The organism is Pantoea sp. SGAir0430, assembly GCF_043549295.1.
Window position 1 is genome coordinate 237,749 of record NZ_CP039428.1, and the last position, 15,989, is coordinate 253,737.

The 15,989-nt window shown below is 59.0% G+C and carries 19 protein-coding genes and 1 riboswitch; of the genes, 7 read left to right on the forward strand and 12 right to left on the reverse strand.

The annotated features are described in order from the left end of the window. The first annotated feature begins 86 nt into the window (after positions 1 to 86). Positions 87 to 857: a HalD/BesD family halogenase gene (locus tag E7738_RS20030; protein WP_394516548.1), complete on the forward strand. Its 771-nt coding sequence runs from the start codon at positions 87 to 89 to the stop codon at positions 855 to 857. Here the strand turns inward: E7738_RS20030 and E7738_RS20035 are convergent. Then, entirely contained in the window at positions 842 to 1,924 is a 1,083-nt protein-coding gene (locus E7738_RS20035) for a DUF2817 domain-containing protein (protein ID WP_394516549.1), read from the reverse strand. The two genes, E7738_RS20030 and E7738_RS20035, sit on opposite strands and share 16 nt — an antisense overlap. Before the next feature lie 38 nt (positions 1,925 to 1,962). Further along, positions 1,963 to 2,733 (reverse strand): transporter substrate-binding domain-containing protein, encoded by a 771-nt coding sequence (locus E7738_RS20040; protein ID WP_021508935.1) that lies wholly within the window; start codon positions 2,731 to 2,733, stop codon positions 1,963 to 1,965. A 267-nt stretch (positions 2,734 to 3,000) separates the two neighbouring features. On the opposite strand from E7738_RS20040, the gene E7738_RS20045 reads away from it, so the two are divergent. Both E7738_RS20045 and E7738_RS20050 read left to right on the forward strand, forming a co-directional pair. Next, positions 3,001 to 3,675: a heavy metal response regulator transcription factor gene (locus tag E7738_RS20045; protein ID WP_104093403.1), complete on the forward strand. Its 675-nt coding sequence runs from the start codon at positions 3,001 to 3,003 to the stop codon at positions 3,673 to 3,675. Next, entirely contained in the window at positions 3,672 to 5,051 is a 1,380-nt protein-coding gene (locus E7738_RS20050) for a heavy metal sensor histidine kinase (RefSeq protein WP_309784175.1), read from the forward strand. The genes E7738_RS20045 and E7738_RS20050 overlap by 4 nt, the downstream gene beginning before the upstream one ends. A 37-nt stretch (positions 5,052 to 5,088) precedes the next feature. Here E7738_RS20050 and nfsB read toward each other — a convergent pair whose 3' ends face one another. Then, positions 5,089 to 5,742: an oxygen-insensitive NAD(P)H nitroreductase gene (gene nfsB, locus E7738_RS20055; protein WP_058770319.1), complete on the reverse strand. Its 654-nt coding sequence runs from the start codon at positions 5,740 to 5,742 to the stop codon at positions 5,089 to 5,091. Between the two features lie 104 nt (positions 5,743 to 5,846). Beyond that, positions 5,847 to 6,848 carry a zinc-binding alcohol dehydrogenase family protein gene (locus E7738_RS20060; protein WP_021508931.1) on the reverse strand — a complete coding sequence of 334 codons (1,002 nt, stop codon included), beginning with the start codon at positions 6,846 to 6,848 and terminating at the stop codon, positions 5,847 to 5,849. Positions 6,849 to 6,984: 136 nt separating this feature from the next. On the opposite strand from E7738_RS20060, the gene E7738_RS20065 reads away from it, so the two are divergent. From E7738_RS20065 to E7738_RS20075, 3 genes are all read left to right on the forward strand, one after another. After that, positions 6,985 to 7,902 (forward strand): LysR family transcriptional regulator, encoded by a 918-nt coding sequence (locus E7738_RS20065; protein ID WP_058759023.1) that lies wholly within the window; start codon positions 6,985 to 6,987, stop codon positions 7,900 to 7,902. A gap of 493 nt (positions 7,903 to 8,395) precedes the next feature. Continuing rightward, positions 8,396 to 8,767 carry a type II toxin-antitoxin system RelE/ParE family toxin gene (locus tag E7738_RS20070; protein WP_058770321.1) on the forward strand — a complete coding sequence of 124 codons (372 nt, stop codon included), beginning with the start codon at positions 8,396 to 8,398 and terminating at the stop codon, positions 8,765 to 8,767. After that, a complete protein-coding gene (locus tag E7738_RS20075) occupies positions 8,751 to 9,050 on the forward strand; it encodes a helix-turn-helix domain-containing protein (RefSeq protein WP_021508926.1) in 300 nt (99 codons plus the stop codon). Before E7738_RS20070 ends, E7738_RS20075 begins: the two co-directional genes overlap by 17 nt. Positions 9,051 to 9,127: 77 nt before the next feature. Here the strand turns inward: E7738_RS20075 and E7738_RS20080 are convergent, their stop codons facing one another. The 8 genes from E7738_RS20080 to E7738_RS20115 form a co-directional block, all read right to left on the reverse strand. Then, a complete protein-coding gene (locus E7738_RS20080) occupies positions 9,128 to 9,595 on the reverse strand; it encodes a hypothetical protein (protein ID WP_058759022.1) in 468 nt (155 codons plus the stop codon). A 185-nt stretch (positions 9,596 to 9,780) separates the two neighbouring features. Beyond that, positions 9,781 to 10,710 (reverse strand): ABC transporter substrate-binding protein, encoded by a 930-nt coding sequence (locus E7738_RS20085; protein WP_058781069.1) that lies wholly within the window; start codon positions 10,708 to 10,710, stop codon positions 9,781 to 9,783. Between the two features lie 9 nt (positions 10,711 to 10,719). After that, positions 10,720 to 11,454 (reverse strand): ABC transporter permease, encoded by a 735-nt coding sequence (locus E7738_RS20090; protein WP_058776076.1) that lies wholly within the window; start codon positions 11,452 to 11,454, stop codon positions 10,720 to 10,722. Beyond that, positions 11,438 to 12,154 (reverse strand): ABC transporter ATP-binding protein, encoded by a 717-nt coding sequence (locus tag E7738_RS20095; RefSeq protein WP_058781068.1) that lies wholly within the window; start codon positions 12,152 to 12,154, stop codon positions 11,438 to 11,440. The genes E7738_RS20090 and E7738_RS20095 overlap by 17 nt, the downstream gene beginning before the upstream one ends. After that, positions 12,151 to 13,119, reverse strand: a complete 969-nt coding sequence (locus E7738_RS20100; RefSeq protein ID WP_394516550.1) for a HesA/MoeB/ThiF family protein — start codon at positions 13,117 to 13,119, stop codon at positions 12,151 to 12,153. The genes E7738_RS20095 and E7738_RS20100 overlap by 4 nt, the downstream gene beginning before the upstream one ends. A gap of 10 nt (positions 13,120 to 13,129) precedes the next feature. After that, the gene (locus tag E7738_RS20105; RefSeq protein WP_010615680.1) at positions 13,130 to 13,888 is read right to left on the reverse strand and encodes a thiazole synthase; all 759 of its coding nucleotides are present in this window, start codon (positions 13,886 to 13,888) and stop codon (positions 13,130 to 13,132) included. A 3-nt stretch (positions 13,889 to 13,891) separates the two neighbouring features. Continuing rightward, positions 13,892 to 14,089, reverse strand: a complete 198-nt coding sequence (thiS, locus tag E7738_RS20110; protein WP_262258321.1) for a sulfur carrier protein ThiS — start codon at positions 14,087 to 14,089, stop codon at positions 13,892 to 13,894. Further along, complete coding sequence (locus E7738_RS20115; RefSeq protein WP_262258322.1) at positions 14,073 to 15,017, reverse strand: FAD-dependent oxidoreductase; 945 nt, start codon at positions 15,015 to 15,017, stop codon at positions 14,073 to 14,075. Before E7738_RS20115 ends, thiS begins: the two co-directional genes overlap by 17 nt. A gap of 126 nt (positions 15,018 to 15,143) precedes the next feature. After that, a riboswitch (TPP riboswitch) is annotated at positions 15,144 to 15,263 on the reverse strand. Between the two features lie 165 nt (positions 15,264 to 15,428). Here E7738_RS20115 and E7738_RS20120 point away from each other — a divergent pair. Further along, complete coding sequence (locus E7738_RS20120; RefSeq protein ID WP_058770327.1) at positions 15,429 to 15,866, forward strand: 6,7-dimethyl-8-ribityllumazine synthase; 438 nt, start codon at positions 15,429 to 15,431, stop codon at positions 15,864 to 15,866. Positions 15,867 to 15,989: the final 123 nt, after the last annotated feature.

Below are 15,989 nucleotides of genomic sequence, written 5' to 3' on the forward strand. Positions count from 1 at the left end.
TAGCAAGGTATTAAATATTTATCGTTAGGCATCAACATATCAGGCCGTTACAGTCTCTACACCTGCCAAAAACGAGAACCACCGCCATGTCTGCTTTGATTCGATTTGATTTACATCCGCTGGCCGACGCCGACTGGCGTCAGCACTGTCGCCAGCAGCTTGAGCAACACGGCGCGCTGGTGCTGCGTCAGTTTCTGCAACCGGCTGCGCTGCAGGCAATCGTGGCCGACGGGCTGGCTCAGCGTCATCTGGCGTACCACACCGTCAGCAAACACAACGTTTATCTGCTGAAGCCGGACGACGCGTACCGTGCCGATCATCCACGCAATCGTGATGTGATCAGCACCAAAGGTTGCATCACCGACGATGTGATTGCGGCCGAATCGCCGCTGCGCCAGCTGTACAATGACGAACTGTTTAAACGCTTTCTGTGTGATGTGCTGAACGAGGAGGCGCTGTATCCGTACGCCGACCCGCTATCGTCGATTAATCTGCATTACGCACCTGATGGCCAGGAGCTGGGCTGGCACTTTGATAACTCCTCTTTCGCCATCACGCTGCTGGTGCAGAAACCGCACGCTGGCGGTGTGTTTCAGTATGTGAAAGATCTGCGCGATGCGGACGCCGGCGAGATGAACTACGACGGCGTCGCCGCCGTGCTCGATCAGCGCCAGCCGGTCGAGGCGCTGGAGATTGATGCCGGTGACCTGGTGCTGTTTCGCGGGCGCAATTCGCTGCACCGCGTGACGCCCACCGAAGGCGATGTCACGCGTATGCTGGCGGTGCTGGCCTACAACACCCAGCCCGGTATCGCGCTGTCCGAAACCGCGCGCATGACCTTTTACGGCCGGTTATAAGCCACCAGCGCGCGCCAGCCGCGCAGGAAAATCTGCCGGGTACGAAACGCAGTTAAGGCGCGCCAGTCTTCATCGGCGGGCCAGAACCCCTCCACCAGCTGTTGCTTCAGCGCGCGTCCGGCGTGGCTTGCCGGATCGCCCTTCAGATGCAGCCAGTGATCGTCGCGCACCCTGCGGTGCATCTCCTCACCCGGATAAGTGCCGCACTCCACCACCAGCGGCAGCAGCTGCGTGTCAGGCAGCGACGTCAGCAGAAACTGCGAGACATAGCCCGTTGCCGTGGCGGTCACGCCGGTGTCGCTGTCGCGCCCGGCGCCGGTAAACAGCAGCGTCAGCCACTCATCGTATAACGTTTTGCCCCAGTCATGCGCCGGATAGCGCTGTTCAGCAATCGCCAGCAGCATCGGATGGCCCCACGCGCCGGCACCGGTGTGCAGGTCGAAACTCAGGATGACCTGCGCCTGACGCAGATGCTGTTCGACAATGGCGTGCAGCGTGCGGTGCGACCAGGCCGGCTGCTGCCCGCCATAAAACAGGCCATCTGCTGCCTGATATTGGCCCGCTTCCACTACCCGTTTCAGCGCCGGCCAGCCTGACTGCTGCAGCGTCTCCGCCAGCAGCCGATCGGCATGTGCGCGGTCGCCGTGGTACAGCTCGTGCCATAGCGCATAGTGCGGATTAGCAGGTGCGGGCTGGCTGAAATCGATGAAATTCCGGTTGAGATCGATATTGTCTTCATTGACGCGCCGCAGATGCGCAGCGCCCCATGGATTCAGCAGATGGACCAGCACAAGGGCGCAGTCGGGCGGTAACGCGGCGACATCGAAGCTATCAAGCCAGGCGATCTGGCTGTCTGAACCGTAATAGCCCTCCACACCGTGTGTGCCGGAGAGAATCAGCATGCGTTTGGGAGCCGCCGGATCGCCGATCACCGCAACGTCGGTGTACAGCGCGGCCCCGTCGGGCGCGGTCAGCGGATGGCGATAGGCAGTCAGCGCGCCGTGCTGGCGCGTGACAGCGGCCAGGAATCGCGCCCGCTGATGGGTATAATCAGGGAGTAAAGACATGATTTTCCTGTGCGTAATGAAGGCAAATCGCCCTGCGATTAGGGATAAACCTTAACTTTAAAGTACTTCTGCGCCAGCCGGTCGTAAGTGCCGTTGCTGTGCAGCGCAGCCAGCGCATTGTTGATTAAAGTAAGATTGGCCGTATCGCCTTTACGCAGCCCGATACCTACGCCGTTCCCCAATAATGCTTTATCCACCAGCGTGGCTTTATTGACATAACCCTTGCCTTCCGGCGTGTTGAGAAAGCCCTGCTCGGCCGAAACCGCATTCGCCAGGCTGGCATCGAGTCGACCCGCTACCAGATCCGGATAGATCTCCATCTGATTCGGATACGAGACCACGTTGACGCCCTGCGGTGCCCACTTCGTTTTGGCGTAGGTTTCCTGGATGGTGCCCTGCGCGACGCCGATATTCTTCCCGCGCAGCGTGCTGATATCCGCCGTCAGCGTGCTGTTGGCAGGCGTCAGCAGCGCGCTGGGCGTGATGTATAGCATATCGCTGAACGCCACCTGCTCGCGGCGCTTCTCCGTCATCGACATCGCCGACAGAATGGCGTCAAATTTCTTCGCCTGCAGCGCCGGAATGCTGCCGTCAAAGCCAATCTGCACCCACTGACATTTCACTTTGGCCTGCGCACAGATGGCATTGCCCAGATCAATATCAAAACCCTGCAGCGAGCCATCGCTGGCTTTGGATTCGAACGGTGGAAAAGTGGGATCGACGCCAAAACGCAGCGTCTGCTGCGCCGCAGCCAGTTGGCTGAGGGCGCTGAGTGACAACAGTAAGGCAAAAGACCAACGCTTTTTCATGATGCTCTCCGGCAGGCTATCTCACAGGTTTTAACCTTGTAATAACACGATGCCGCTGACGCCACCATCAAAAGCGCGCAAAAATGCAGAGCAAATTCTTATATATGTTAATGAGTTAGCGAAATTTGTCGCGCCATTAAGTTTTACTTAACGCTCTGTCATGATTTTGTCATCAGGGGCTCATGCCGCTGTCAGCCTCGGTTTTCTATGCTAACCCGCGTTATACTGCCCGCCATCAGCAAGCGGCCGCCACTGCCGGGAGATCGCATGAAAATATTGGTGATAGAAGATGAAGCCGGGGCGCGTGATTACATGCGCAAAGGATTGACCGAGGCCGGTTTTATCGTCGACGTGGCGGAAAACGGTCAGGATGGCCTGTTTTATGCGCAGGAGCACCATTACGATCTGATTCTGCTGGATGTGATGATGCCCGGCATCAATGGCTGGGAGGTGATGGCGCAGCTGGATAAGCAATTGCAAACGCCGGTGATTTTCCTCACCGCCAAAGGCACGGTGGAAGATCGCATCAAAGGGCTGGAGCTGGGTGCCGATGACTATCTGGTCAAGCCCTTCTCCTTCGCCGAACTGCTGGCGCGCGTGCGCACTCAATTGCGTCGCGGTAGCCAGCAGAAGCTACCCGACATCCTGACGCTGGCCGATCTGCAGCTGGATATTGCCCGTCGCCGGGTCGAGCGCGCCGGACAGCGCATCGACCTGACCAACAAAGAGTTCAATCTGCTGCATCTGTTTCTGCTGCATCCCGGCGAGGTACTGACACGCACGGTGATTGCGTCGCGCGTCTGGGATATGAATTTTGACAGCGACACCAACGTGGTGGATGTGGCGGTAAAACGGCTGCGGCAGAAAATTGACGGCCCTTTTAACCGACCATTAATTCATACCGTGCACGGTGTCGGTTATCGCTGCGAAGCTGAAACATGAAACTCCGCTCGCTCGCCGTCCGCCTTTCGCTACTGCTCAGTGCTACGGTGGTGGTCATTTTTACACTCAGCGGCATGGCGCTGTATCACGCACTGGCGAAGCAGATCGGCGTGCGCGATGACGCAGCCCTGCTGACGCGCATCGATCAAATGCGCACACTGCTGCGCGATGAAGATGCGCTGACGCTGATTCAGCAGAAGCCGCGGCTGTTCGCCAACATGCTGGGTAATACCGAATCGTTGCTGGTGCTGCGCTTTCCCGGCCAGCCGCCGCTGATCGTGATCAATCCTGGCGGGCGTCCGGTGCCAGCCATTACGCCGGTCGCCGCCGATCAGCCGTTAACCCTGCAATCGGTCCACCATCAGCAGGCGGCGGACGGCACGCCGTTTATTGCCGCCGCCGCGTTAACGCCAACGCGCGATGGCAGTGGCCAGATCGAAATCATTACCGGTCGCCTGATGAGCGACCGCACGCAGACCCTCACCGGCTATCGCCACCAGATTATCCTGTGCACCGCGCTGGCGGCGCTGCTGGTCGCCGCGATCAGTGTGCTGCTGGTGCGCCGCGGCCTGACGCCGCTGCGCCGGCTGGCAGCAGAAGCCGGGGTGATCGACGTGCGGCGGCTGTCGCATCGCATTGAACTGACCAGCGCGCCAGGCGAGCTGCAACCGCTGCTGGCGGCGCTCAACCAGATGCTGAGCCGGCTGGAGCAAGGTTATCAGCAACTTAGCCAGGTCTCAGCGGACATGGCACACGATCTGCGCACGCCGATTGGCACGCTGCTTGGCCAGACGGAAGTGGCGCTGAACCAGCCGCGCAGCGTCAGCGAGTATCAAACGCTGCTGGGTTCCAATTATGCGGAGCTGGAGCGGCTAGCGAAGATGATTGATAACATGCTGTTTCTCGCCAAAGCCGCAGACGCCAGCCAGGCGCTGGACAGGCAATGCATCGATCTGACCCCGCTGGGTGAGCGGTTGAGTGACTATTTTGAGGGTATGGCAGAAGAGCATGGCATGCAGCTTGTCATCTCGCTTCACGGCGAGTTGCACGCCGATCCGCAGTTGTTACAGCGCGCGCTGGCTAATCTAATCGCTAACGCGCTGCATTACGGCACGCGTGACGGCACCATTCACGTCTCCAGCATCACGCAGCCAGACGCCATGCTTTTGGTGGTGGAGAATCAGGGGCCGACGCTAAGTCAGGCGCAGCAGGCACGCCTGTTTGACCGCTTCTGGCGCGCCGATGCGTCGCGTCAGCAGGGCGGCAGTGGGCTGGGTCTGTCAATCGTGCGCGGGATCATGCAACTGCATCAGGGCAGTTGCACGGTGAGCAGCGAACACGGCATCACCCGTTTCTGCCTGCGGTTCCCACGTTAAGCGCGCAGGTGCGCAGGTGCGCACCTGGTTAAGTCCCTTAGATAAAGGTGAAAATTTCGTCCTGCGGCAGACGCGATTTCGGCAGCGTGGCGTTGAAATCTTCCTCACTGCGATAGCCAAGCGAAACCAGCACCACGCTGGTAAAGCCCTGTTCACGCAGGCCCAGCGCCTGGTCAAGTGCGCGCGCATCAAAGCCTTCCATCGGGGTGGCATCAATGCCGAGCATCGCTGCGCCCAGTAACAGTCCGCCCAGCGCCAGATAGACCTGTTTCTCCATCCATTGCGGCACATCGCGCAGCTCATAACGGTGCATATCCACGTAGCTGCGGCGGCTTTTATCCTGCCCGGCTTTGGCTTCGGGTTTAGCAAAACGCCCGTCTTTTTCTTCCTGCGCCAGCACATTTTGCAGGTGCGCTTCATCCAGATCGGTGCGCATGCACAGCGCAATCACGTGTGAGGCGTTCAGCACCTTAGGGTTGTTGTAAATGAACGCGCCGCTGGTGGATTGCGCCATCTTTTCCCGCCCTTCCGCAGTCGACGCGACAACAAAGTGCCACGGCTGCGAGTTAACCGATGACGGGCTGTTGCGCAGCAGGTTAAGCAGCGTGTCGATCTCCTGCTGCGGCAGCGTTTTGCCCGCAGAGAAAGCTTTTACGGTGTGACGGCGGGCAACCGCATCATTAAGGGTCATGAGAGTCTCCTGATTGAAGATTGCGCCGGAGCGCAGATAAATAGCAAAGTCGCTACCATAACCGTCCGGGCTGACGGACGGTTAACCTTACGTGTTTTAATGACTTAAAAGCCGCTGAGGACAATCTTGCCGCGTGCACGACCGCTCTCAATCAGCGCATGCGCTTTACGCAGGTTGGCCGCGCTGATGCTGCCGTGATGCTCGCCGGCGGTGGTCTGCAGGGTTTGATCGTCAATCAGCTGACTCACCTGCTGTAGAATCTGATGCTGGCGCTGCATATCGGCGGTATGGAACAGCGAGCGGGTAAACATCAGTTCCCAGTGCAGCGAGATGGCTTTGCGCTTCAGCGGCACCGCATCCAGTGTTTCCGGATCGTCAATCAGCGCCAGTTTGCCCTGCGGAGCCAGCACATCGATCAACTGCGGGTAGTAGCTGTCGGTATGGGTCAGTGAGGCCACGTAGCGCACCTCTTTATGGCCAATCGCTGCCAGCTGCTCACCCAGCGGACGCTGATGATCGATAACATGATGGGCACCCAGCGAGCGCACCCAGTCGGCAGTTTCCGGGCGAGAGGCGGTACCAATGACCGTCAGTCGGGTCAGTTTGCGCGCCAGCTGCGTCAGCATCGAACCCACGCCGCCGCCCGCGCCGATGATCAGCAATGTGCCTTCGTCGGCAGCATCAATTTCCAGGCGATCAAACAGCAGTTCCCACGCGGTAAGAGACGTCAGCGGCAGCGCGGCGGCATCGGCGTCGCTCAGCGTGCGCGGCTTGAGTCCGGCGATGCGTTCATCCACCAGTCCGTACTCGGCATAGCTGCCAGCGCGTGTGATGTCGCCAGCGTAGTAAACTTCATCGCCGGGCTGAAACAGCGTGACATCGCTGCCCACCGCCTCGACCACGCCCACCGCATCCCAGCCGAGAATGCGCGGCGTGTCTGTCGGGGCGCCAGCACGCACTTTGGTATCAACCGGGTTGACCGCAATCGCGCTGATTTTTACCAGCAGATCGCGTGCGCCTGGCTGCGGTTTTGCCACGTCCAGTTCATACAACGCATTTTCATCTGAAATCGGTAAACCGTTTTGGCTATAAACAATCGCTTTCATGCAACAGGCTCCAGGTGAGTGAATATTTTCAGGGTGTTGACAGCAGCATAGCCAGACATCGCGCCGGGAAAAATGCCTGTTGCAGGACAACACTTTCACTCGTAGAGTGAAAATCCCGATAATGGCGAGAACGCCGATGATTCGTTTAGAAGATGTCACCCTGTTTGTGCGCTCTGCCGCGCTGGGCAGCTTTTCCCGCGCAGCGCGCGAAGCCAACCTGCTGCCCGGTCAGGTCAGCGCCGCCATTCAGCGGCTGGAGCGCGATCTCGATCGCCGCCTGTTTGCGCGATCGACGCGCAGCCTGCGTTTAACAGCGGAAGGCGAAAAGTATCTGCCGTTCGCGCAGGAGATGCTGGCGCTAATGCACGCCGGTGCGGAAAGTCTGCAAAGCCACGACGATGCCCTGAGCGGCGAGCTGAAAATCGCCCTACCATCTGACATCGGTCGTCATATTATTCTGCCGCTACTGACAGAATTTTGCCGGGCACATCCGGCGCTCGGATTGCGTCTTTCCTTTTCCGATCAGGTGAGTGACGTGTTCCGCGATCCGGTGGATATCGCTATTCGCTACGGTAAGCTAGAGGACAGCAGCTATGTCGCGCTACCGCTGGCGGAAGAAAACCGCCGTGTGATGGTCGCCGCACCCGATTATCTTGATCGACATGGCCGTCCGGAAAAACTCGAGGATCTGGCACAGCATCACTGTCTGCCGTTTGTCATGGGCGGTCACGTGTATGATAAATGGACTTTTCCGCAGGAAGGGATGCGGCGACAGATTACGGTGAAAAGCCGACTGCTGTGCGACGACGCTGAAGTGGCGCGCCGCTGGGCGATTGCCGGGATGGGGATTGCTTATAAATCCTGGCTTGATGTCTGCGACGATATCAGACACGGCCGGCTGGAACGGGTGCTGCCGCAGCTGCCAGGCGAAAGCACGCCGCTGCATTTAATCTGCCCGCATCGCAAACAATTCTCGCCGGCGATTCGCGCTTTACATCAATTACTGCGTGAACATTTACGCACTCTGACGGCGCAAATCTTACCGGCGATTTAATCTCACCGCTGCGCCTCGACGCCATTAGCCATGCAATCCGGGCCAGCCATCAGGCGAATCCCTCTGCGATTTATCTTTAAAATTAAGGACGCGCGGCCGCAAGCAAATGAAATGCTGTGCCTTCTGAACCCGCGCATGAAACGCAGCCGTCCGGCACCTCTGATAACCGTGGCACAGCATAGTAATCTTATTCTTAACAGGTAATATTTAACGTTACTTCACTGTATTCACGTTAATTATTCAGGACTGATGATGTCTCAACCCAAAGCGATGTCCGTTAATGCCCTCACCCACATTATCCTGTTCTTCCTGGTCATCAACGCGATTGATGTCGTGTATGCGTTGATGCACTGATGGCTTATTGCGCTTTACCGCTGTTTTTGCGAGCCAGATTCGAAAGATGAGATAAATTCCCTGTCACGGATTTTTTAATCCGCGAGCCTTGATAGACTGCAGACGATAAAATAGACTACAGACTATCAAGGATGGCATCGTGTGGCAGGTTGAAGCAACAGATCGGTTTTGGAAATGGTTGCAGGCTCAGGATGAAGCGTTGCGTCTCGACGTGCTTGCCGCCCTGAAGCTTCTGGCGCAGGACGGTCCGCATCTTGGCCGCCCTTTCGTTGATACCCTGATGTTATCGCGGGTGCCCAATATGAAAGAGCTTCGCGTGCAAAGTAAAGGTCGTCCCATCCGCAGCTTTTTTGTTTTCGATCCGCGCCGCCATGCGATTGTGCTGTGTGCCGGCAACAAACAGGGTAAAAATCAAAAGCGTTTCTATCAGCAGATGCTTCGCATTGCCGAAACCGAATACCATCATCATCTGAACGCAATCGGGGAAACACATAATGAAAACCTTGGATGAGATGCTGGCGGCGCTGACGCCCGAACAGCAACATCAGGTCGATGAACGCGTCAGCCAGATGCGTCTTGAATACCAGCTTTACCAATTACGTGAGCAGATGCAGCGGACTCAGCGTCAGCAAGCGCAGGCCATGCACATTGCCCAGTCATCTGTGGCGGCAATGGAAGCGCGTGGCGCAGAGTTAAAGATTTCCACGCTGAAGCGCTACATTGAGGCGCTGGGTGGAGAGCTGACGCTGGGTGTAAAGATGCCGGGTGGCCAGCATGTCGACTTAATTATCTGACCGTTCAGGCAGAGCGCATTACGCCCTGCCCCAGTCTGAGGTCAACGGTGCCGACATCTGGCCCACACCACAGTCAATCAGGAGTTGTTTGGCGTGGCAGCGCTTTCGCTGAACTGCGGTTTTTGCCGCGTAACGGAATAGACCACGTTTTTCGGGCCATTGGTGTCTGTGGTGACATCGACCGCAGGAATGGTCACTTTGCCAAAACCAAACAGTGTTTGCACGTAGCCGCCGATCTGGTGTTTACCGGCCGGGACGCGGAGCTCTTTACTCTCGCCCTTTTGCAGCAGTCCGGCTTCCTGCCCATCCACCGTCACGTACACGGATGAGCCATCGTCGGTGCGCGTCACCAGATGGGAGACATTGATGACGGTCGGTCCGCTGGCAAACGGCGAAGCGCTGTCGTTGTTTTCGACCGGAGCGGAAGCGGTAGCCGGGGCTTCTGCGGCGGCAGCATCAGCGCTGCTGTCGCTGGCAGCATGACGCGCGCAGCCGGTGAGCAGGAGTGTGGCCGTTAACGTGGCCAGTGTGAAACGCGAAAACATCGTGACGAAAAACCTTCTGCTAAATGAGAAGTATTTATTTTAGCGTTACCCGCGCAGTGATAACAGTCACAGAAATCCAGTATTTTCCGAAAACCGGGGATGCGGGTCTCCGTTTGTCCCCCGGCCGCACGCAATGTCAACGCGCGCCGTTCTCCCGGCCTGGGAAAACGGCGCAAGCGGACGGATTACAGTGAATAGCGCGCCAGCGGCGCCACGGTGGTGATCAGCCCGTTGGCTTTCATATATTCACCAAATGCCTGATAACGCGCCTGATTGAATTCCGCACTGTGCGTTGCAAAATAAGGCAGCGTCGCCTGCCAGGCCTGATGATTGAGCGGCGTATCCAGTTCAGGGTAACGCTTAATGAACGCCTGCCACGCCTGTTGCGGATGAGCGCGCAGCCAGGCGATGCCCGCATCCAGCCCACGCAGAAATGCCGGGATGCGAGGATCGTTTGCCGCTGTGTTGCTGTTGGCCAGAATGATCAACTCATCGTAGGCCGGCACGCCGTAATCTTCCGGTTTAAACGACACCGGCTTTGCGCCTTTGTCCTGCAAATCCAGCAGCTCGTAGTTACGGAAAATGGTCAGCGCGCCGTCAATTTTATGCGTCAGCAGCGCGGAGACGGCGTCCATATTCAGATTGACCAGTTTCACGCTGTTAACGTCGACGCCCTGCGATTTCAGCATGTTGCGGATAGCCACATCTTCCGCGCCGGGAATCGCATAGCCAATCGATTTACCGGCGAAGTCTTTAATACTGTGAATATCGCCCGATACCGCTGTCAGGGTGTTCAGCGGCTGGTTAATCAGCGTACCAACCCGGATCACCGGCACCTGCTTGTCCACCAGCGTATAGAGCTGCGGCTGATAGCTAATCGCCAGATCCGCTTTGCCTGCCGCCAGCAACAGCGGTACCGACGCGGAATCCGCCGGTGCGATCATCTCGACATCCAGCCCCTGCTGTTTAAACGCCCCGCTGTACTGAGCGGCAAAGATCGCCGCGTGGTTGGGGTTAATGAACCAGTCGAGCAGCAGCCGCACCTTTTCGGCTGCCTGCGCGTTGACGGTGGCCAGCAGCAGTAACGAAGCGATGGCACGAAGAAGTCTATTCACTCAAGTTCCTTAGTATGATTGCCAGAGAAATTTTTTACGCACCAGCGCCACGGCCGCTGAGAGCAGCAGCGCCAGGCTCATTAACAGCAGCAGTGCGGCAAAACTGGTGGCCGTTTCCAGCCGCGCGTTGGATTGCATCATCAGGTAGCCTAACCCTTCGCTGGCACCGACCCACTCGCCGATCACCACCCCAATCGGTGCCAGCACCACCGCCATCTGCAGGCCGGCGAAAAACTGCGGCAGCGCAGCCGGCCAGCGTACGCGCCAGAAAATTCGCCAGCGCGAGGGATACAGCGTTTGCGCCAGCTCCAGCCAGCCGGCAGGCGTACGGCATAAACCGTCGAACAGCGACAGGCACAGCGGGAAAAACAAAATCAGCGCCGCCACCACGACTTTTGACGCGATGCCAAAACCCAGCCACAACACCAGCAGCGGGGCCAGCGCAAATACCGGGATGGTCTGGCTGGCTGTCACCAGCGGAAACAGCACCCGACGCAGTAGCGGGCTGGAGGCCATCAGTACCGCCAGCACCACGCCGCCGCCGACGCCGAGCAGCAGCGCCAGCACAATTTCCGCCAGCGTAAACATTGCGTGATGCGCGAGCAGCTGCCGCTTTTGCCACAGAGCCTCCAGCACCGCCTGCGGTGCCGGCAGCAGAAATGCCGGTACGCCGTTGTGGCGCGCCAGCAGCCACACGCCCAGCACCACCGCGATCAGGTAGATACCACTACTCAGCTTTTTCATAGGAATTTAGTCGGGAAAAGAGTTCGGCCTGCGCCTGCAGCAGTCCGGCATCATTGAGCGCGCGCGGCACCGTACCTGCCGGCACAGGCCAGTGCGTCACCTGCAGCGGCTGGCCGTGCAACAGCAGAATGTCATCGGCCATGCGGCAGGCTTCCAGCGGATCGTGGGTCACCAGCAGCACCGTTTTGCCGCGCAGCAGCGTCGCGGTCAGCGTTTGCAGCTGGTGTTTGGTCATCACATCCAGCGTGGCGAACGGCTCATCCATCAGCACCTGCTCGCGCTGCGCATACAGCGTGCGCGCCAGCGCGACCCGCTGCCGCATGCCACCCGAGAGCTGTGAGGGCGCGGCTTGCGCCTCGTCTTCCAGTCCCACCTGTGCCAGCAAGTGGTGCGCCCGCACGCGGTCCGGCTTCGCACCGCTTAGACGCGCCGTCAACATCACGTTCTCCAGCACCGTCAGCCACGGATAGAGCAGATCCTGCTGCCCCATCCATGCCACGTGCTGCGCAATACCGCTCAGGCTGCCCTGCTGCGGCTGCACTAAGCCGGCCACCAGACGCAGCAGCGTGCTTTTACCAATGCCGCTGCAGCCCAGCAGCACCGTGGTTTTGCCGCCGCGCAGTTGCAGATTGAGCCGATCGCATAGCTGTTTTTCGCCCCAGGCAAAGCTCACCTGGTCAAAGCGGATGTCCTGCGTCATGGCCGGCGCGCCGCCAGAATCGCCAGCTGATTAAAGCCGCGCTGCGCCAGCGCGCTGGCCGCCTGCGCCGCCCGGATGCCGCTGGCGCAGACCAGTACGATGCGGCGATCCGCCGGTGGCTGCCAGGCGTCCAGTTCGTGCGGCAATACGCGCTCAACCCGATCGGCCACGCTGGCAGGCGCCTCTTCGCAGCTGCGCAGCTCCACAATGCAGTCTCCGGGTTGTAACAGGTGAGCATCAATAAACGGCACGCCGGGCTGGGCCGGTTCCTGTGCCGCATCAAAGCGGAACGAACGAAAGTGCCAGCTGACGAAGTCACAGTTGACCATGCAGCCGAGCGGTGAGGGTTGCAGCCAGAGCAGTACGCTGAGCGCCATCTGCGCCTGCATCGCCCCCAGCGCCGCCACGGCCGGGCCCATCACGCCAGCGGTGTTACAGTTAGCTGCGGAGGCGGGCAGCTGCGGAAACAGCGCACGGTAGCTCGGTGCGCCGCCGCAAAAACCGCCAGCATAGCCCTGACGACCCAGCACCGAGGCGCTAATCAGCGGTATGCCTGCCTGGAAACAGGCATCAGACAGTTGGTAAGTCACCGCGAAGTTATCGGCGGCATCAATCACCAGATCGCACCCCGTCAGCGCCTGCGCGATATTGCTGGCGCTCAGCGCCTCGGGCATCGCTTCGATTTGCACCTCAGGATTACGCTGCTGCAAAGCCTGCTGCGCCGCCACAGCTTTGCTGCGCCCCACATCCTGCAGGGTGAACAGCGTCTGGCGATGCAGGTTATGCAGCGCGACCTGATCGTCATCGTACAGACACAGCTGACCGACGCCCGCGCCCGTCAGCTGAGGCAGCAGCGTGGCGGCCAGCCCACCGGCACCGGCTACCAGCACGCGGGCGCGAGCCAGTTTCTGCTGCCCGACGACGCCAATTTCCGGCAGCATCATCTGGCGTTGGTAGCGTTCCATTGCGCGCTCCTTAGTTCAGGTTAGCGAGGCCGAAGATCGGCGTTGAGGCCACGGCCATATCACGCTTCTCCATCAGCCCGGCATCGCGCGCGCCCTGCCCGGCGGCGATCGCCTGGCTGAACGCGCGCGCCATCGCCACCGGATCGCCCGCTTTCGCCACGGCGGTATTGAGCAGGATGGCATCGAAGCCCATCTCCATCGCCTGCGCTGCCTGTGACGGCGCGCCGATGCCGGCATCAATGATCAGTGGAATATCGCTGAACCAGGCTCGCATCGCCCGCAGCCCGTCAATATTTCGCAATCCCTGGCCGGAGCCGATGGGCGCGCCCCACGGCATCAGCAGTTCACAGCCGGCGGCCAGCAGTTTTTCACCGACTATCAGATCCTCCGTGGTGTAGGGAAACACCTGGAAGCCGTCGGCGCACAGAATGCGTGCCGCTTCGACCAGCGCGAACGGATCGGGCTGCAGCGTGTCGGCATGACCAATCACTTCCAGCTTGATCCACGGCGTGTTAAACAGCTCGCGCGCCATGTGCGCGGTGGTGACGGCCTCTTTGACCGTGTGGCAGCCAGCGGTATTGGGCAGCACGCGCACATTCAGGCCGGTCAGCAACTCGCGAAACGCCGCGCCCGCCGTGCCTTCGCGGCGCAGGCTGACAGTGATAATTTCGCTGCCGGAGGCAGCGATCGCCTGCTGCAAAATCGCCGGTGAAGGGTAGCCTGCGGTGCCGAGCAGCAAGCGTGACTGCGGCGTGAAATCGTAAAACATCGCTCAGCCTCCCTGCATCGGTGACAGGACTTCCAGCTGCCAGCCTTCCTGCAACTGCAGGCTGGCATACTGACTTTTCGGCACAAAATCGCCATTGCAGGCGGTGGCAACACAGGCCGCATCGATTTGCTGTTCGATCAGCAATTCGCTGAGGCTGGTGGCCTCAGTCCTGATGGTGCGGCCGTTAAGCTGAATATTCATGGCTAACCTCCCCGGACAGGCGCTGCATCAGCTGTTCTGCCATCATTGGTGCCAGCAGAAAACCGTGACGATACATGCCGTTAAGATAAAAAATACCGTTGTGATAGTGGATTTCCGGCAGATTAGCCGGCCATGCCGGACGCAGACCGCTGCCGCTTTCGATGACGCGCGCTTCCGCCAGCGCCGGATGGAGGGTGTAGGCCGCGCTGAGCAGTTCCATCATGGCGCGCGCGCTGATAGCGCTGGCATCGTCGCTTTCGATCATGGTGGCACCGAGCATGAAGTGGCCGTCGCGACGCGGCACCAGATAACAGGGAAAACGCGGATGGAGCAGACGAATCGGCCGGGAAAATGTCACCTCATGACTCTGCAGGATCAGCATTTCCCCACGCACCGCGCGCAGGCCGGAGAGCTGCGCTCTGGCATGGATACCGCGACAGTCGATGATCCGGCCCGATGGCTGGCGCGCATCAAAGCGGACACCGCGCTGCAGCAGTTTGTCACGCAGTTCAGCCAGCGCACGGCGCGGATCGAGATGTGCTTCGCGCGGGAAAAACAGTCCGCGCGCAAACCGGTTTTCCAGCGCCGGTTCAAGCGACGCCGGATCAACCCATTGATGCGCCGTCGTCATGCGCGCGAAGCGGTTTAACTCCGGGTTATCACGCGGCGGTGCCAGCACTAACGTACCCTGATGCACCACGCTGCTGAAGCGCGTTTGCCACCAGGCCGCAGCATGCTGGCCGAGGGTAATCACCTCCGCTGGCGCGCTTTCTGCTTCACACCACGGCGCCAGCATGCCACCGGCAAACCACGAGGCAGGCTGACGCGCTTCATCATCAATGACCTCGACGGTTTCGCCGCGCTCAGCCAGTAGCGTGGCAACACAAAGCCCGGACACGCCGCTACCGAGCACGCTCCAGCGGCTCATGAACAACGTTCCGGTAAATAATCTGGGAAATTCACATCGGCCTCTCAGTGATAACTGAGACCCGCAGATACAGGTGAAGGGAATCGACGCCAGCGATCGGGCTCGCCTTTGCGCCAGACGGCTTTGCACATGAGCCGTCAGTCTTCCTACGCCAGTATCAACTGGGTCAGGTTCAAAGGGTCGCTAAGCCGCGCAGTGCGCTATTAGCCTCTCAGTCTCTCAGGCGAGACTCCCCCGACGCGTCTATTTGTATTGCAGGCGCTGGCTGGCGTCAAGCAGCACGTTAACCGCACTGCCCGCGTTGTGGATCAAAATTGCAACATATGGTATACCAAACGGATAGTGGGCAGATGATAAAAAAGACTTTTTTATTATTCACTTATAAATTTTTCAGCTAATCATGGAAGCATTATGAATAAGTTTCGTGTGGCTTTTATCAAAGCAGGATGGCATCAGGCGATCGTGAACAACGCGCTGGTGGGATTTGAGCAGGAACTGGCAGAACAAGGCGTCGAAAATACATTAACAAGCTATGACGTACCCGGCGCGTTCGAAATGCCGCTGCTGGCTAAACGCCTGGCCGAAACCGGCAAATTTGATGCGATTGTCTGCGCCGCGCTGGTGGTCGACGGTGGCATCTATCGCCATGACTTTGTCGCTCAGGCCGTCGTCGATGGCCTGATGAATGTGCAGCTCGCCACCAATGTTCCGGTGTTTTCGGTATCACTCACTCCGCACAATTTTCAGCCGGTCGACGCGATTGAAGCGTTCTATACCGAACATTTTATTAAAAAAGGCAAAGAAGCCGCCCGCGCCGCCCTGATGATTCATCAGCTACAGATCGACTAACCTCAAACGGATTGTTAGCTTTTCCCACTTTTAACAATCCGTTTCCTGCAGTGTGCTCCCTCTTACCTCTCGCCTCTTGCTTACTTAAAGCAGCACCGTCAATGCCATTGCAAGTTATTCGGG

Excerpts from the sequence above, each read along its gene's own strand:
- E7738_RS20115 (WP_262258322.1), bottom strand. The coding sequence starts at position 15,017 with ATGAGCCGCTGGAGCGTGCTCGGTAGCGGCGTGTCCGGGCTTTGTGTT.
- E7738_RS20080 (WP_058759022.1), bottom strand. The coding sequence starts at position 9,595 with ATGTTTTCGCGTTTCACACTGGCCACGTTAACGGCCACACTCCTGCTC.
- E7738_RS20045 (WP_104093403.1), top strand. The coding sequence starts at position 3,001 with ATGAAAATATTGGTGATAGAAGATGAAGCCGGGGCGCGTGATTACATG.
- E7738_RS20035 (WP_394516549.1), bottom strand. The coding sequence starts at position 1,924 with ATGTCTTTACTCCCTGATTATACCCATCAGCGGGCGCGATTCCTGGCC.
- E7738_RS20040 (WP_021508935.1), bottom strand. The coding sequence starts at position 2,733 with ATGAAAAAGCGTTGGTCTTTTGCCTTACTGTTGTCACTCAGCGCCCTC.
- thiS (WP_262258321.1), bottom strand. The coding sequence starts at position 14,089 with ATGAATATTCAGCTTAACGGCCGCACCATCAGGACTGAGGCCACCAGC.
- E7738_RS20105 (WP_010615680.1), bottom strand. The coding sequence starts at position 13,888 with ATGTTTTACGATTTCACGCCGCAGTCACGCTTGCTGCTCGGCACCGCA.
- E7738_RS20060 (WP_021508931.1), bottom strand. The coding sequence starts at position 6,848 with ATGAAAGCGATTGTTTATAGCCAAAACGGTTTACCGATTTCAGATGAA.
- nfsB (WP_058770319.1), bottom strand. The coding sequence starts at position 5,742 with ATGACCCTTAATGATGCGGTTGCCCGCCGTCACACCGTAAAAGCTTTC.
- E7738_RS20050 (WP_309784175.1), top strand. The coding sequence starts at position 3,672 with ATGAAACTCCGCTCGCTCGCCGTCCGCCTTTCGCTACTGCTCAGTGCT.
- E7738_RS20065 (WP_058759023.1), top strand. The coding sequence starts at position 6,985 with ATGATTCGTTTAGAAGATGTCACCCTGTTTGTGCGCTCTGCCGCGCTG.
- E7738_RS20075 (WP_021508926.1), top strand. The coding sequence starts at position 8,751 with ATGAAAACCTTGGATGAGATGCTGGCGGCGCTGACGCCCGAACAGCAA.
- E7738_RS20100 (WP_394516550.1), bottom strand. The coding sequence starts at position 13,119 with ATGGAACGCTACCAACGCCAGATGATGCTGCCGGAAATTGGCGTCGTC.
- E7738_RS20030 (WP_394516548.1), top strand. The coding sequence starts at position 87 with ATGTCTGCTTTGATTCGATTTGATTTACATCCGCTGGCCGACGCCGAC.
- E7738_RS20090 (WP_058776076.1), bottom strand. The coding sequence starts at position 11,454 with ATGAAAAAGCTGAGTAGTGGTATCTACCTGATCGCGGTGGTGCTGGGC.
- E7738_RS20095 (WP_058781068.1), bottom strand. The coding sequence starts at position 12,154 with ATGACGCAGGACATCCGCTTTGACCAGGTGAGCTTTGCCTGGGGCGAA.
- E7738_RS20120 (WP_058770327.1), top strand. The coding sequence starts at position 15,429 with ATGAATAAGTTTCGTGTGGCTTTTATCAAAGCAGGATGGCATCAGGCG.